At 39.7% G+C, this 14,808-nt stretch carries 15 protein-coding genes; 7 read left to right on the forward strand and 8 right to left on the reverse strand.

Translation table 11 applies throughout. The features are described 5' to 3' along the window. The first annotated feature begins 11 nt into the window (after positions 1–11). Positions 12–404, forward strand: a complete 393-nt coding sequence (locus tag LDM98_RS05970) for a CBS domain-containing protein (RefSeq protein WP_223898423.1) — start codon at positions 12–14, stop codon at positions 402–404. Between the two features lie 2 nt (positions 405–406). Here the strand turns inward: LDM98_RS05970 and LDM98_RS05975 are convergent, their stop codons facing one another. Further along, positions 407–1,615: a HAMP domain-containing sensor histidine kinase gene (locus LDM98_RS05975; RefSeq protein WP_223898424.1), complete on the reverse strand. Its 1,209-nt coding sequence runs from the start codon at positions 1,613–1,615 to the stop codon at positions 407–409. Continuing rightward, complete coding sequence (locus tag LDM98_RS05980) at positions 1,572–2,225, reverse strand: response regulator transcription factor (protein ID WP_223898425.1); 654 nt, start codon at positions 2,223–2,225, stop codon at positions 1,572–1,574. Before LDM98_RS05980 ends, LDM98_RS05975 begins: the two co-directional genes overlap by 44 nt. Positions 2,226–2,350: 125 nt before the next feature. Between LDM98_RS05980 and LDM98_RS05985 the strand changes: the two genes are divergently transcribed. Next, positions 2,351–2,536 carry a DUF6726 family protein gene (locus LDM98_RS05985; protein ID WP_223898426.1) on the forward strand — a complete coding sequence of 62 codons (186 nt, stop codon included), beginning with the start codon at positions 2,351–2,353 and terminating at the stop codon, positions 2,534–2,536. Here the strand turns inward: LDM98_RS05985 and LDM98_RS05990 are convergent. Further along, positions 2,533–2,832, reverse strand: coding sequence for a chorismate mutase (locus LDM98_RS05990; protein ID WP_223898427.1), 300 nt, complete (start codon positions 2,830–2,832; stop codon positions 2,533–2,535). The genes LDM98_RS05985 and LDM98_RS05990 overlap by 4 nt on opposite strands. Positions 2,833–2,916: 84 nt before the next feature. Between LDM98_RS05990 and LDM98_RS05995 the strand changes: the two genes are divergently transcribed. Further along, positions 2,917–4,227, forward strand: a complete 1,311-nt coding sequence (locus tag LDM98_RS05995; RefSeq protein WP_223898428.1) for a hypothetical protein — start codon at positions 2,917–2,919, stop codon at positions 4,225–4,227. A gap of 252 nt (positions 4,228–4,479) precedes the next feature. Here the strand turns inward: LDM98_RS05995 and dnaK are convergent, their stop codons facing one another. From dnaK to rpsO, 3 genes are all read right to left on the reverse strand, one after another. Beyond that, positions 4,480–6,357: a molecular chaperone DnaK gene (gene dnaK, locus LDM98_RS06000; protein WP_223898429.1), complete on the reverse strand. Its 1,878-nt coding sequence runs from the start codon at positions 6,355–6,357 to the stop codon at positions 4,480–4,482. Between the two features lie 31 nt (positions 6,358–6,388). After that, complete coding sequence (gene grpE / locus LDM98_RS06005) at positions 6,389–6,934, reverse strand: nucleotide exchange factor GrpE (RefSeq protein ID WP_223898430.1); 546 nt, start codon at positions 6,932–6,934, stop codon at positions 6,389–6,391. 270 nt (positions 6,935–7,204) lie between these two features. Beyond that, positions 7,205–7,474, reverse strand: a complete 270-nt coding sequence (gene rpsO, locus LDM98_RS06010; RefSeq protein ID WP_223898431.1) for a 30S ribosomal protein S15 — start codon at positions 7,472–7,474, stop codon at positions 7,205–7,207. Between the two features lie 161 nt (positions 7,475–7,635). On the opposite strand from rpsO, the gene LDM98_RS06015 reads away from it, so the two are divergent. From LDM98_RS06015 to LDM98_RS06025, 3 genes are all read left to right on the forward strand, one after another. Further along, the gene (locus LDM98_RS06015; protein ID WP_223898432.1) at positions 7,636–8,034 is read left to right on the forward strand and encodes an Rrf2 family transcriptional regulator; all 399 of its coding nucleotides are present in this window, start codon (positions 7,636–7,638) and stop codon (positions 8,032–8,034) included. Positions 8,035–8,132: 98 nt separating this feature from the next. After that, positions 8,133–9,176 (forward strand): DHH family phosphoesterase, encoded by a 1,044-nt coding sequence (locus LDM98_RS06020; protein ID WP_223898433.1) that lies wholly within the window; start codon positions 8,133–8,135, stop codon positions 9,174–9,176. Positions 9,177–9,480: 304 nt separating this feature from the next. Then, positions 9,481–12,588 (forward strand): EAL domain-containing protein, encoded by a 3,108-nt coding sequence (locus LDM98_RS06025; protein WP_223898434.1) that lies wholly within the window; start codon positions 9,481–9,483, stop codon positions 12,586–12,588. A 49-nt stretch (positions 12,589–12,637) separates the two neighbouring features. On the opposite strand, the gene recR is transcribed toward LDM98_RS06025, so the two are convergent. Together recR and LDM98_RS06035 are read right to left on the reverse strand one after the other, a co-directional pair. Next, positions 12,638–13,207, reverse strand: coding sequence for a recombination mediator RecR (gene recR / locus LDM98_RS06030; protein ID WP_223898435.1), 570 nt, complete (start codon positions 13,205–13,207; stop codon positions 12,638–12,640). 80 nt (positions 13,208–13,287) lie between these two features. Then, positions 13,288–13,581, reverse strand: coding sequence for a Dabb family protein (locus LDM98_RS06035; protein WP_223898436.1), 294 nt, complete (start codon positions 13,579–13,581; stop codon positions 13,288–13,290). A gap of 89 nt (positions 13,582–13,670) precedes the next feature. On the opposite strand from LDM98_RS06035, the gene dnaJ reads away from it, so the two are divergent. After that, positions 13,671–14,807 carry a molecular chaperone DnaJ gene (gene dnaJ, locus LDM98_RS06040; protein WP_223898437.1) on the forward strand — a complete coding sequence of 379 codons (1,137 nt, stop codon included), beginning with the start codon at positions 13,671–13,673 and terminating at the stop codon, positions 14,805–14,807. Position 14,808: the final 1 nt, after the last annotated feature.

The raw sequence follows: 14,808 nt of genomic DNA on the forward strand, positions 1-14,808 counted from the left end.
AGGAGAAATCAATGTTAGTAGAAAAAGTAATGACACCTAAAGAAAAATTGATAGTGATCTCAGTGATGTCAACAGTCAGAGAAGCACTGAAGTTAATGAAAGAACACCAGGTACGCTCTGTCATTGTAGACAAAAACACAGAGGATGGTGCCTATGGACTTTTGACCTTTAAAAATATTTTGCAAAGTATCGTTGCGGAGGATGGTGACATCGATCTGCTCAATGTCTATGACATTGCTACAACACCGGCCTTCTCTGTCTCTGCTAAACTTGATGTAAAGTATGCGGCAAAAATGATGGTACAAAACAGCATTAAACGTCTACTGGTCATTGATAACAATGAACTTTACGGTATCCTCACCATGACCGATATCATTGGTATCCTTATGGATAGTGTAGAATAACGTTATTTTTTTACGACAGGAAAGGTAAGTATAAAGGTACTTCCTTCTCCTTTTTTAGACTCCAGATCCAATTTTATTTTGTATTCTTTACAAATAGAAAGGACGATATTCAACCCTATACCAAAACCGCCACGTTCATCATTTTCTCTATAGTAGCGCTTAAAGATATCATCCTGTACTTTTTTATCTATACCAACCCCCGTATCTTTCACCTTTAACACATGGTCCTTCAGCGTAATAGAAATACTGTCCCCCACGTCAGAATATTTGATGGCATTGGAGAGTAAATTATCTATGAGTCTATACGAAGATGTTTTAGGTATCAGCACTTCTGTAGGTTCAAGATCCAGTGAGATATGCAGACGTTTAGAATCAATGAGTTCCTTCACATATTCAGCCCTCTCTTTTACCACATCGGAAAAACACAATACTTCTGAAGATTCGACCTTACCTTCAAGTCTATAGGTGAGAGAACTGTACATCACAGAAAGTCTTTTCGCACTGGCCTCCAAACGTTTCAATTTTTTGGGCTCAATGTCTTTCAACGACTGTATCGTCATCAGTATGGCTGCAATGGGGGTATTGAGTTCATGTGTCGTATCTGAAATGAAATTATCTAAAGACTCTATCTGTTCCCTGACCGGTCTTAAAAATAGACGTCCTAAAAAATATCCTACTATCCCCATCAGTATAAATGATAATACTAAGTAACCTATGATCTTGATACGTAAACTCTGTACATTTTTTGAAAGCGCATTCTCTTTTAATACAATATAGTGCACACCTAAATGGTTGCTCTTGTCTTCTATGATAGTATAAGCACTTCCATTTTCAATGAAGAAGTCTTGATCAGTTACTTTAAAATTATCGACTTCCGTGTAGATAGGTCTTTTATCCTTATCATAGTACCCTACATGAAAACGGCAATGTTTTAAATGTTTTAAGAAGTCATTTTGACTCGCCAAATCCATCTCGCCTTTTGCGTCATCCTGCATAGCTTTCATCACAATGGAAGAAGATAACATACGTGCCTGGTACATCATTTCAAATTTTATGGCATTTTGCATAGAAACACGGTTATTTTCAAAGAAAAGGTACCCTATGATCGCAAGTAATATGAAGACCGATATCAGATAGACAGCTAAAAAACTAAAAAGTGATTTACGCTCATACGATGTTAAAACGATAACCTTCTCCTTTAATGTTCTCAAAATACTCTTTATCGAACATCTTTCTCAGATTTTTAATATACGTACGGATCGTCGCATGCGCAGGAATATTTTCATCGTCCCATACATTTTCTATGATCTCATCGCAAGAGATGATCTTCCCTATATTACGGATAAAGTACTCAAGTACCTGTGATTCTTTCTGCCTCATCTCGATCACTCTGTCTTTTAGAAAAATTTGATGTGCTTTAGGAATGAACCTCATACCGTCAAACTCAATCTCTTCTTGTAAACGGTAAAGCCTGACTATATGTTCTATCCGGGCATTTAATTCCTCAAGTTCAAAAGGCTTTTTCAGGTAATCATCTGCGCCCAGGTCAAAACCTTTTTTGAGATCCTCTACCCCTGCAAGTGAGGTGATATATATCGCCGGTGTGGTGTTACCGATCTCACGTAAGTATGAAAGTATCTCGAAACCATCAATGTTAGGTACATTCACATCTAAAAGCATCATATCATACGAACCGGAACCTATCGCATCGAGGGCTTTTTCACCATCAAAAAAACTCTCTACTTTATACCCTTTTTCTATAAGAAACTCCTCCATGATCTCCTGCAGTATCACATCATCTTCAAGCAGTAATATATTCATCCCCAACCTTCTTTAAATTCAATGATATATTTTAACATACTCTATGTGTAGAAGAGTACACATAGGATTTATGCTATAATCCCGCATCACAATGACCAACACTTCACTACAGGGAGCCCCACACCATGCGAGGAATTAAAAGATCAGTACTCTGTGTACTCATCACTTTGCTTTTATTTTCCGGATGTACACAGGTCGTAACAATACCTGTCTCTGTTGCAGGCTCTGTCGTAGGTGCGACTGTAGATGTAGCGGGTTCAGCGGTCAATGCAGTCACAGACTCGAACGACGACGAAGCGTGTGAAGATTAATACCTCTGTGCATTCTTAAATTCAGAAATTTCACTTTCAACCATCTCATCTATCATTCTTACATAGAGATCATTGATAAGGTTAGGAGACAATCCAAGTGAAATTGCTTGTTCTCTTACATGGGCGATCACATCTGCGATCCTATCCTCTGCTTTGACCTCATCTACACTGGTTTTAAAATGTGCTATCTGTTTAATATACTCATTGCGTTTAGCGATCAGTTCTACGATCTCTCGATCTACACTATCGATCTCATTTCTCGCTTCTTCAAGTGTGTTACACTTTTTAATATCCATATTCTATCCTTACATTAGTATCGCTATCATTTCGGTATTATAACCTAATAATATCCAAAGTAATATTTTAGCTATAATGATAAAATGAAGAATAAAAAATATCTCTTATTTGTTTTGTTAAGTGCCACACTTTTAAGTGCTGCAGGAAATGAGAATAATGCAACAAAAGGAAAAGAGTGGATTTTTTTACCTTATGCCTTTTCGAGTGACGCTACTGGATTTGCAGGAGGTGTCAGTGCTATGAAAAGAGCTTTATTCCAACCCCAAACCACATTTATCGCTACTCTTTTTACCGGTCTACCGCAAGACATTACCATCAATAATCAGCCCGAAGAAGCAACCTTTTCCGGAGGGTTCATCTCTTTTTTAGACTATAAACTTCCTTACACAGACCGGTTCTTTTTCTCCTTCATGGGTTTAAAAAGCTATTTTCCGAAAAACCGTTACTATATAGACGGTTCACATACATCCGATAAAGAGGATGCCTACATCAGTTCGGGTGATTCTGACTTCTTCACCACTACCTTCAGATACACCCTTCCCATAGGAGAAGGTGTAGACAATCCCGCAGGCCTCTACAAACTTGAAGGTGGTTTTTGTGTAGGCAGAGAGGAGTGCGGAGGCGGTGTACCTTTCGTAAGTGGTAGAACTTCTATAGGGATCAAGACATTTTTCCAGACAGACAATACGGACAACACAGAGAGGTGGCAAGATTCGATTTGGTGGAAAAACGGGACATCTCTACCCACATGGAATACCAATGGACTGCGATTTTTTCTTATGCATGATAATACAGATTTTGATATTAACCCCGCTAGAGGCTACCAGTTCCAACTGCAATACTCAAAAGATTTCGGCTGGGGGGATTCTCTTCAGAGTTGGGATTTTTTAGAATTTGCATACAATCATTACTTTGAACTGGAAACATTTTCATTTACCCAACAAAATGTGCTGGCTTTAAGTCTATGGACAGGGTACTCATTTTCATGGGATAATGACACAGAGATCTCTCCCGGATTTGATGCACATCGTCCCCCTATGTGGGAAGGTGCCAGACTGGGCGGTTTCAACAGGATGAGAGGCTATGATCAGGATCGTTTTTCAGACAAAGCAGCCTTTTACGCTGCTGCAGAGTACAGAGCCATCATCGACTACAATCCTCTGAAGGACATCTCATGGATACCGGCAAAAGTAGATTGGTTCCAGATCGTTCTGTTTGCAGAGGCCGGAAGGGTACATGATCAATACACGCTTGATCTTGTCAATGATATGAAATATGATGCAGGTATCAGCCTACGGGCCATGGTATCAGAATTACCGATACGGTTTGATGTGGCAACAAGCGAAGAAGGTACCTATCTGTGGCTGATGGCACGGCATCCATTTGACTTTTAAACTTCATTGTCTTAATCACACGAAGTGTACCATGTCTCTGTGAACGACCTTGTAAGCGAAGCGATTCGAGAATAGAGACGATTTTTGCTTCGTTTTTCTAAAAAATGAAGAGGAAAACAAGACCATAGTTCAAATTGAAGGGATATTAAAAAAAATGTTATAGATTTGATAGATTGGGATATATGTTCCCACGCAAAGCATGGGAACAAGAAAAAGCCCCTTATGGATCGTATGGCTTATGGAAGCAGAGCCTTACTCTACTTCAGCATCGATGACATCGTCATCGTCTGCTTTTTTTGCTTCCGGGTTTGCACCGCCTTGTTGTTCTTTAGCATACATCGCTTCCGCTAGCTTATGGCTTTTTTCAGTCAATGCTTTTACTTTTTCATCTATCTGCTCTTTGGTTGCAGAGTCATCTTTAATGACAGCTTCAAGCTCTTCGATAGCCGATTCAATACTCGCTTTTTCTGTCGCATCGAAGTTTTCACCTAGATCACTCAATGACTTTTTCGTCTGGTGCACCAATGCATCTGCCTGGTTTCTTGCTTCAACAACTGCTTTTCTTTTCTCATCATCAGCTTTGTGCGCTTCAGCATCTTGAACCATTTTTTCGATCTCTTCATCTGAAAGTCCTGACGAACCAGTGATCTTGATCTCTTGAGATTTACCCGTACCTTTATCTTGTGCAGATACAGTCAAGATACCATTCGCATCGATATCAAATGTTACTTCGATCTGAGGTACACCTCTTGGAGCTGCCGGAATATCTCTAAGTTCGAACATACCAAGTGATTTGTTGTCTTTAGAGAACTCTCTTTCACCTTGAAGTACATGGATGCTTACCGCTGGCTGGTTATCTTCCGCTGTTGAGAACACTTGTGACTTCTTCGCTGGGATCGTTGTTCCTTTTTCGATCACTTTCGTTGTCACGCCACCTAGTGTCTCGATACCAAGAGAAAGTGGTGTAACATCAAGAAGTAGTACATCTTTCACATCACCTGCAAGTACCCCACCCTGGATAGCTGCACCAAGCGCAACCACTTCATCCGGGTTCACGGATTTGTTAAGGTCTTTACCAAAGAATTTTTTCATCTCCTCTTGTACCAAAGGAACTCTTGTAGAACCACCGACCATGACGATCTCGTTGATATCTGACTTACTAAGACCTGCATCTTTCAATACACTTTCCACAGTCTTGATCGTGCCTGCGACCAGGTCACCGATAAGCGACTCAAATTTTGCTCTAGTGATCTTTGTTACCAAGTGTTTTGGTCCTGATGCATCCGCTGTAATGAACGGAAGGTTTATTTCCGTTTCAGTGGATGAAGAGAGCTCTTTTTTTGCTGTTTCAGCTGCATCTTTAACTCTTTGAAGCGCCATCACATCCGCTTTCACATCGATACCAGTGTCTGATTTAAATTGCTCAGCGACATAATCGATGATCTTGTTATCAAAGTCATCACCACCGAGGAATGCATCTCCGCCTGTTGCCATAACTTCAACCACACCGTCACCCGTCTCAAGTGCAGTTACGTCAAATGTACCACCACCTAGGTCGTAAACCACGATCTGCTCTGATTCTTTTTTATCAAGACCATAAGCCAATGCAGCTGATGTCGGTTCGTTGATGATACGAAGTACATTGAGTCCTGCGATCGTTCCGGCTTCTTTTGTTGCTTTTCTTTGTGCATCATTGAAGTATGCCGGTACTGTAATAACTGCATCTGTTACCGTCTCACCAAGATATGCTTCTGCATCCTCTTTCATTTTCATCAATACTTTTGCAGAGATCTCTTGCGGTGTATATGTTTTACCTGCCACTTCGATCGCACATGCACCAGATCTGTCTATGATATGGTAAGGAAGCTTCTCTTGTGCTTCTTTAGCCTTATCTTCACTCATCATCAGACCCATAATTCTTTTAATAGAGTAGATCGTTTTCTCAGGGTTTGTGATCGCCTGTCTTTTAGCAGACTCACCTACAAGTACTTCACCTTTATCGGTAAATGCTACGATAGAAGGTGTCGTATTTTTACCCTCTTTGTTTGCAATGATCTTTGCTTCACCGTTATCATACACTGCCATAGCAGAGTTTGTTGTCCCTAAATCTATTCCTAATACTTTTGCCATATTAAATCCTTGCTTATTCTATATTTATTTTTTATTTACAGGTTGAAACCATCGCTGGTCTCAGTACACGGTCTTTGATCGTATACCCTTTTTGCATCACTTGAACGATATCACCGGTTTCATGTGCATCACTTTCCACTTGCATGATCGCTTGATGTACTTCAGGATCAAATTCACCCTCACAGGACACCTCTTTGATATGATTTTTTTCTAAAATCTTTTTAAGTTGTTCATGCGTAAGGTTCACACCTTCTTTCATCTTTTCAAGTACTTCTGAAGCATTCTCTTCATCTGCACTTTCCATAGATGCCAATGCGTTTTCAAAAGAGTCCATGACTGCCAGAATGTCCTTTGCAAAACTTTCATTTGCATAGGAGACAGCATTCATTTTATCTTTCTCTAGACGTTTTTTAGTGTTTTCAAAGTCAGCATGGGCTCTGAGATATTTATCTTTATAGTCGGCAGCTTCTGCAAGCGCAGCTTCCAGAGGATCAACTTCCGCAGTCTCCTCTACTTCCGTTTGCCCTTCGACCTCTTCAGCCTGAGACTCTTCAAGATTTTCATTCTCTTGACTCATATAGAGACCTCCTTGTGTTCTAAATATTGCATCTTCATATTTAATGCTTGCGGCAATTATACAACATTGAGTGTACCTTTGTCAAGTACTAGTTGAGTTGATATGACTAAACTTAGTAAAAAGTGCCAAAATGTCTATTTGTAGGTTAACACATTGATGTGTAACTTGCGTGTAAAATAAGAATGTTTGGAGAATTGAATGGAAAAAGTTATGTATATAATAGGTGTGTAGAACTTATCAGCCCAAAAGCTGATAAGAGATGTGAAGATATTAGTTTCTAATACCAAGATCTGCTTTGATCGTGTTCCATCTAGCAAGATCTGTATTTTTAAGATATCTCATAAGTCTTCTTCTTTGACCTACCAGTTTAAGTAGTCCAAGTCTTGAAGAGTGATCTTTTTTATTTGTCTTAAGGTGCTCAGTCAAATATTTAATTCTCTCTGTAATAAGAGCTACTTGTACTTCTGTTGAACCTGTATCGCCGTTTCCTCTAGCATATTTAGCAATAATGTCTGCTTTTTTCGCCTGATCTAAAGCCATAATGACCTCCTGATTGGTATTTAATTTCCAAAATTCTATTTGGGAACGCAATCATAGCATAATAAGCTTAGACGAATATTGAGAGATACTATGCGTACATTAATGTTATTTTTTAATGTTAATTAGAGTAAAATACTCCTAATTATGAAAAAGGTTTTATTATGCTATTGACCCGTGCAAGTGAATATGCTCTACTTTCTTTGGATGCTATACGAAAATCTGACACGCCTATCGGTGCAGAACAGTTGGCCAATGAACTGTGTATCCCTAAAAGTTTTCTTGCAAAGATTTTACAAAGTCTCGCAAAAAAAGGTATCCTTGAATCACGTAAAGGTGCGCATGGTGGATTTATCTTGGCTAAAGACGTGAATGAGATCAGTGTGAATGATATCATTTTTGCTGCTGAAGGTAAATCGCCTGCTGTGTTTGACTGTACCAGCTATACAAGTACCTGTCCAAACGGGACTATAGGAAGTTGTGCTATTTCACCTTTTCTGATCAATTTCCAAACGAAGATAGATGACTTTTTAAATGGTTTGACCCTGGGCGACATACTTTAAGCCACGCTGATCACTTTTCTTCAGGGTCTACTCTATAGACCTACAAGTACTTCATTGTATAATACACTCATATTTAAACCTCAAAAAGGCATATTTTAATGAAACAACATGTTTACCACCTCTCCCATATTGATCTCGATGGCTATGGATGTCAATATCTCTCAGAACAATGTTTCGACACTATCGACTGCTATAATGCGAACTATGGTCCGGAAGTCACAGCAAGACTGGCGGAGATCGTGAAAAAGATCGAACAGGATAAATTTCTACACGGAGATGAGATCGAAGCACTCATTCTTATCACTGACCTCAATCTTACCACCAAAGAGGGTAACTGGATAGAAAACGAAGCTGTACGTATCGGTGCGAAGCTTCAACTGCTTGATCACCATGCTACAGGTGCAAGTACTGCAGAACGCTTTGCCTGGTATACACTTGACACGACACGTTGTGCTACGCTTATTACCTACGACTGGCTGCGACAACATTATCACTTTGATAAGCACAGTCACTTGGCCACCATCGTAAAAGCGATCAATGCCATCGATATTTGGCTCAGTGATGATACGCTGTTCGAATATGGAAAAGTCATGCTTGGTATGATCTCCGGGGCAAGAGAGGTCAACCGTATTTTATTTCCCGCAGAGGACAGGACCTTTAAACTCTCTCTTATAGAAGCGGCAAAACAAAGGGTCGATAGTCAAGATGCCCCGATACAATTGGATGATGATCTGCATCAGATCAAAAAATCTTTTTTCAGACAGGGTGAAAACAACACCAAAGACAACCTGGTTGCCTCTTATGTCACAGACCTGCTTACCAAAGACAAACAACGCCTTACCATCCACTACAAAGGCTACAAGGGTATACTTGGCTACAATGTAGGCAATACCTCCATCATAGGAAATGCCTGTATGGTAGCAAATGATGACTATGACTTCTATATGGATGTGAACTTCAGGGGACACTTTTCACTCAGAAGTAACAATAAACTGGATGTTTCTGCCATGGCCGCCCACATTGGAAATGGTGGAGGACACCCCAATGCAAGCGGCGGAAAGATAGACGGGTACAAAGATTCTTTTGTCTATGCCGATGTACGTAAATTTGTGCAGGAGTATATCGATAAGAAATGCGAATAGACTGAAGAACTTCAATCTGAATCAGTACTGTCAGTGGGACTGTATCTTAGATGATCTTCATGTTGCAGCAGCAGGTGCATATATTGGGCAAAGTAAAATGATGCAGCATATGCCAGAAATGAAAACAATGATCGATACAGAACTTAAAAAATGGATGAGAGTAAGAAAAAATAGCACAGGAACACCCCTTGGGTCTAAACCGACGAACGGGAGTTAAACATTATGAACAATGGTTAACTCTGGAATGAATTTATTTTACTTTGAGTATAATACTATACACTGAGATCATCAAAAAAAGGCATGCATGTTAAGAGAGATCATATCCTATAAATACTTTCGAAAATATTTTTATACGCATCAAGTCATTTCAGTTATCATCCTCTTTTTCTCTATATTCATTGCCATATTTATTTGGTCTTTATCAAAAGACTACTATGACAATCTGATACAAGAACATTTTGAAAGCCATGTACATGAGACGTTAAGCAGCATCGAAAAACAAATATCCAGTTATGAGCACGCTTTACAGGGCGGTATCGCACTCTTTCATTCAAATAACACTATTAACCGAGGAGAATGGCATCGTTATATAAAAGCACTCCAACCGGAAAAAAATTATCCCGGTGTTCAAGGAATCGGATTTTCACTGATGCTAAAACCTGAAGAGGTTACCCCACTCATAAAAAAGATACGTACCCACGACTATCCGACTTTTACGCTTACCCCTGCAGGGGAACGAGAACAATATAGTACTATTCTCTATCTCGAGCCGATGGACAAACGTAATCTTCAGGCAATCGGATACGATATGTTTTCCAATCCTACCCGCAGAGAAGCAATGGAAAGAGCAAGAGACACAGGTCTTCCATCTGTTTCAGGAAAGGTCACACTGGTTCAGGAGATCGATTCGGATATTCAATCCGGGTTTCTCATGTATCTACCATTATACAAGACCATAAAAAAACCGAAAACGGTACAAGCACGACGCGATTCACTCCTTGGTTTTGTCTACAGCCCTTTTCGGATGAACGATCTTATAAATGTCCTTATTAAAGACTCCTCAATGCTCAATTTTGAAATCTACGATAATGAAGAACCTCATAAAGGACACCTGCTCTATAGTTCCCTTACGTCATCTTCTTATACTCCTCAACATCACAGTAAAGAAATCTTTCAAATAGGTGGAAGAGAATGGTCTATCCACTTTTCAAGTACACGTGAATTTGATACAAATATAGACAACAGCTATCCCCTGTTTTTAACAATAGGAGGCTTACTGGTTTACTTCTCTCTGCTGTTCATTACCATAGCACTATTTTATAACCGGGAAAAACTGAAAGAGAAGAGTAAAGAACTTGAATCAAGCAGTGCATGGCTCAACACACTGATCCAATCCTCAATCGATGGTATTCATTTGATGGATAGAGATGGTAAACTCGTCGAATTCAGTCCCTCTTTTCTAAAGATGCTTGGCTACACTAAAGAGGAAGCGCGTCATCTGAACATACAGAATTGGGATGCAAAATTCTCAAAAGAAGTGATTTATCAACGCTTACATTCTATATCCGATACACCTATAACTATCGAAACGATTCATCGCCGTAAAGATGGTACGCTGCTTGATGTTGAGATCACAACAAAATCGATCATATTGGGTGGAGAACACTATATCTATGCCTCATCCAGAGATATTACCAAACGTAAAAAAAATGAACATGAGTTAAAAAAACTTTCACAAGCCCTTGAACAAAGCCCCAATACCGTAGTGATCACTGACTTAAAAGGGAATATTGAATATGTCAATACCGCTTTTACCACAATTACCGGATATAAATTTGAAGAGGCCATCGGGAAAAATGCGCGTCTTCTCCAATCAGGTAAAACACCTCTCAGTGCCTATAATGCCATGTGGTTACAATTGAACAAAGGAAAGAATTGGGTTGGTGAATTTATAAATCGACGCAAAGACCAAACAGAATATATCGAATCGATCAAAGCTTCCCCAATCGTGAATTCTGATGGGGTCATAACCAATTTTATGGCGATTAAAGAAGATATTACTGAACAAAAGAGGAATGAAGCGCGCATACATCACCTTGCTAATTTTGATGCACTTACCGCACTTCCAAACAGAAATAAACTAAAAGAACAAACCAAATATGCTATTAGCATTGCCAAACGGCAACATGGAAAGGTGGGGCTTCTCTTCCTTGATATTGATCACTTTAAAAACATCAATGATACCCTTGGTCATACTATCGGAGATGCTTTACTCGTTACACTGGCCAAACGTTTTCTTTTAGCCATTCGTGAGGAGGATATCGTATCACGTCTGGGAGGAGATGAATTTATCTTTATGCTACCCAACACGAATGAAAAAGGCATTGCTTCTGTTGCAAGAAAAATATTGGATCTTGTTTCCAAACCTGTTGTCATTAAAAAAAATGAGCTCATTGTTACCGCTTCTGTAGGTATAGCCATCTATCCAAATGATGGTACTGATTATGAAACCCTATCCAAGAATGCTGATATTGCTATGTACCGTGCGAAGCATGAAGGTCGAAACAATTACTGTTTCTTTACTGAAGCAATGCAGGAACACTCAGCACGTAATTTAGAATTGATCAATGCATTACACCATGCACTCGAACGAAATGAATTATCTCTAGTCTATCAACCCCAAATCTCATTAAAGCATAATCGCATTATCGGAGTAGAAGCTTTATTGCGATGGGATCATCCAGAATATGGAAATATTGTACCTAGTGAATTTATTACACTTGCAGAAGATAGTGGATTGATTTTGCCAATTGGAGAATGGGTGCTACGTACTGCGTTGAAGCAGGCAAAAAGTTGGATAGACCATGGTCTGTCTCCGATGACTATCGCTGTTAATTTATCGGCCGTACAATTCCGCCATAATCGTTTAACAGCTTTGATCACAAGTATACTTGACGACATTGGTTTACCACCAAAGTATTTGGAACTTGAATTAACTGAAGCCGTTACTATGAGTGACCCTGAAAGTGCCTATAAGGTGATAGACAATCTACATGCATGTGGTATCAATATGTCAATTGATGATTTTGGAACAGGTTATTCCAGTTTGAATTATCTTAAAAAATTCAAAGTTTCTAAACTTAAAATTGACCAGTCATTTATTCATGATATCCATAGAGAAAAGGAAGACAGAGCTATCGTAAATGCTATTATCAGTATGGCGCACAGTCTTGGCCTGAAGACAATTGCCGAAGGAGTAGAAACAGCTGAGCAACTCCATTATCTTCAGGAACAAGGATGTGATGAGATACAAGGATATTACTATAGCGAACCACTATCGGCTGAAGCATTGGAACTGTTTGTTAAGAATAACATAAAATCAAACTTCATGCAATATGACCATGCTGTCTAAAATTGATTGAAATATAAAATCATGGAACTATGTACAGCTCTTTTTTTAATCATATCTTCACTCTCGCTTCCAGTGCACGTGAGAGTGACATCACGTCTATATTATCCAATTCTACACCGGTAGGTACACCTTGAGCAATCTTCGTAAAATTTATCTCAAGCCCTTTTAGCTTATCTTCTATGTAAAGTATCATCGTATCTGTAGCAATGCTCGGAGGAAAAGCAAAGATGATCTCATCTACACCTCCAACTGCATAAAACAGATGTGCATCATCTAGATCATGTACCTCAGTCACCACATAATATACACCATCGAACTGTCTGCTCTCTTCTATGGTCAAAATGTCTTTGGCACTTTGCACAATACAGAGCTTTGTATTGTCACGATAAGGGTCAGAACAGATCGTACAAAGCTCATCTTCACTCATATTGTGGCACTTGCTGCATTTTTGGATCGTATTGACACCCGTTTCCAGGGCATGTGCCAGTTTCATCGCAGAAAATCCGTCTTCCATGACTGCATGATAGGCTAAACGGATCGCTGTTTTTTTACCGATGGAAGGCAAAGAACCAAATGCCTCCACCAGGTTTTCAAAGGCTTCTATCTTGTAGTGTTTCATTCGCACGCCGCCTTCATGGCTACACTTTGTTGCGAACACTTCGGTTCAAAAGCTAAAATCATGAAACTATTCATCATTTCTTAATGTTTCTCATAATCTACAACTTTAGAGTATTCCACTACAGTTTTGATAAAGTCGACCACTTTGAGATGTTCAGGATGCATCGCATAGGCATCCAACCCTTCTTTGCTTTCAAATACTGTAATGATACTCAGGTCCATAGCGCGTTCTTCCGTAGAAAAATTCACGCCGACATCTATACTTCGAAGTGTCGGCACCGCCCCCATAAGATTTTCCAGCATCTGTTTTGCCTGTATGATATTGGCCTTTTTATTTTCTTCTTTAAATTTAAAAGTAACGATATGTACAACCATAATAAACTACCTATCTTTGTATTTTTGTGATTATAACCAAATTATGGTAGAATTCGCCCAAATCATTCCCTATCTATGGAGATATATCAATGACAGATTTAGATTATTATGAAGTACTTGAAGTAAGTAAAGACTGTTCAGGTGCTGAACTTAAAAAATCATACAGAAAACTTGCAATGAAATACCATCCAGACAGAAATCCGGATGACAAAGAAGCTGAAGATCAGTTCAAAATAGTCAACGAAGCCTACCAGGTACTCAGCGACGAAGAAAAAAGAGCGATCTATGACCGGTATGGAAAAGCCGGTCTAGAAGGCCAAGGCGGCATGGGCGGCGGATTCGGCGGTGCTAACATGGATGATATCATGGATATCTTTAACTCTATGTTCGGAGGCTCTGGCGGTGGATTCGGCGGTTTTGGCCGAGCGCGAAGAGACCCGGGTCAGAAATATGCACTGGACTTTGAGATAGAAGTGCCTTTAAAATTTCATGAAGCAGTCTTTGGCTGTGAAAAGAAGATAGACATCCGTTACAAAGCACCTTGTGGTGACTGTGAAGGTACGGGTGCCAAGGATGCAAAACTAGAGACATGTGACTACTGTCAAGGACAAGGTCAGGTATTGATGAGACAAGGGCCTATGCAGTTTGCCCAAACATGTCCAAAATGCCATGGTCAGGGACAAAGCATTAAAGAAGAGTGTAAAAGCTGTCAGGGTAAAGGCTACCATGAAAAAGAGGATACAGTTACCATAAATATCCCTGCGGGAGTAGATTCCGGTAACCGTTTAAGGGCACAAGGGTATGGGAACGAAGCTAAAAATGGGCAGCGCGGTGACCTCTACCTTACATTCCATGTAGAAGAAGATGAAAACTTCATCCGTAATGGAAACGATATCTATATAGAAGTACCTGTGTTCTTCACACAAGCCATACTCGGTGAAACTATCTCCATCCCGGCACTCGACGGTGAATTGGAACTGGAACTTAAACAAAGCACCAAAGACAAAGAACAATTCGTCTTCGATGGTGAGGGTGTGGCTGATGTCCATAGCGGAAGAAGAGGACGACTTATTGCACAAGTGCGTATGGTACTCCCTAAAAAGATCAATGATGAACAAAAAGAGCTCCTCGAAAAACTTCAGGAGACCTATGGTGTGGAAAGCAGACCACACAAAAGTACTTTCGAATCTGCATTTGACAGAGTGAAAAGCTGGTTTGGCAACTAAC

The organism is Sulfurovum sp. TSL1 (genome assembly GCF_019972135.1).
Taxonomy (GTDB): domain Bacteria; phylum Campylobacterota; class Campylobacteria; order Campylobacterales; family Sulfurovaceae; genus Sulfurovum.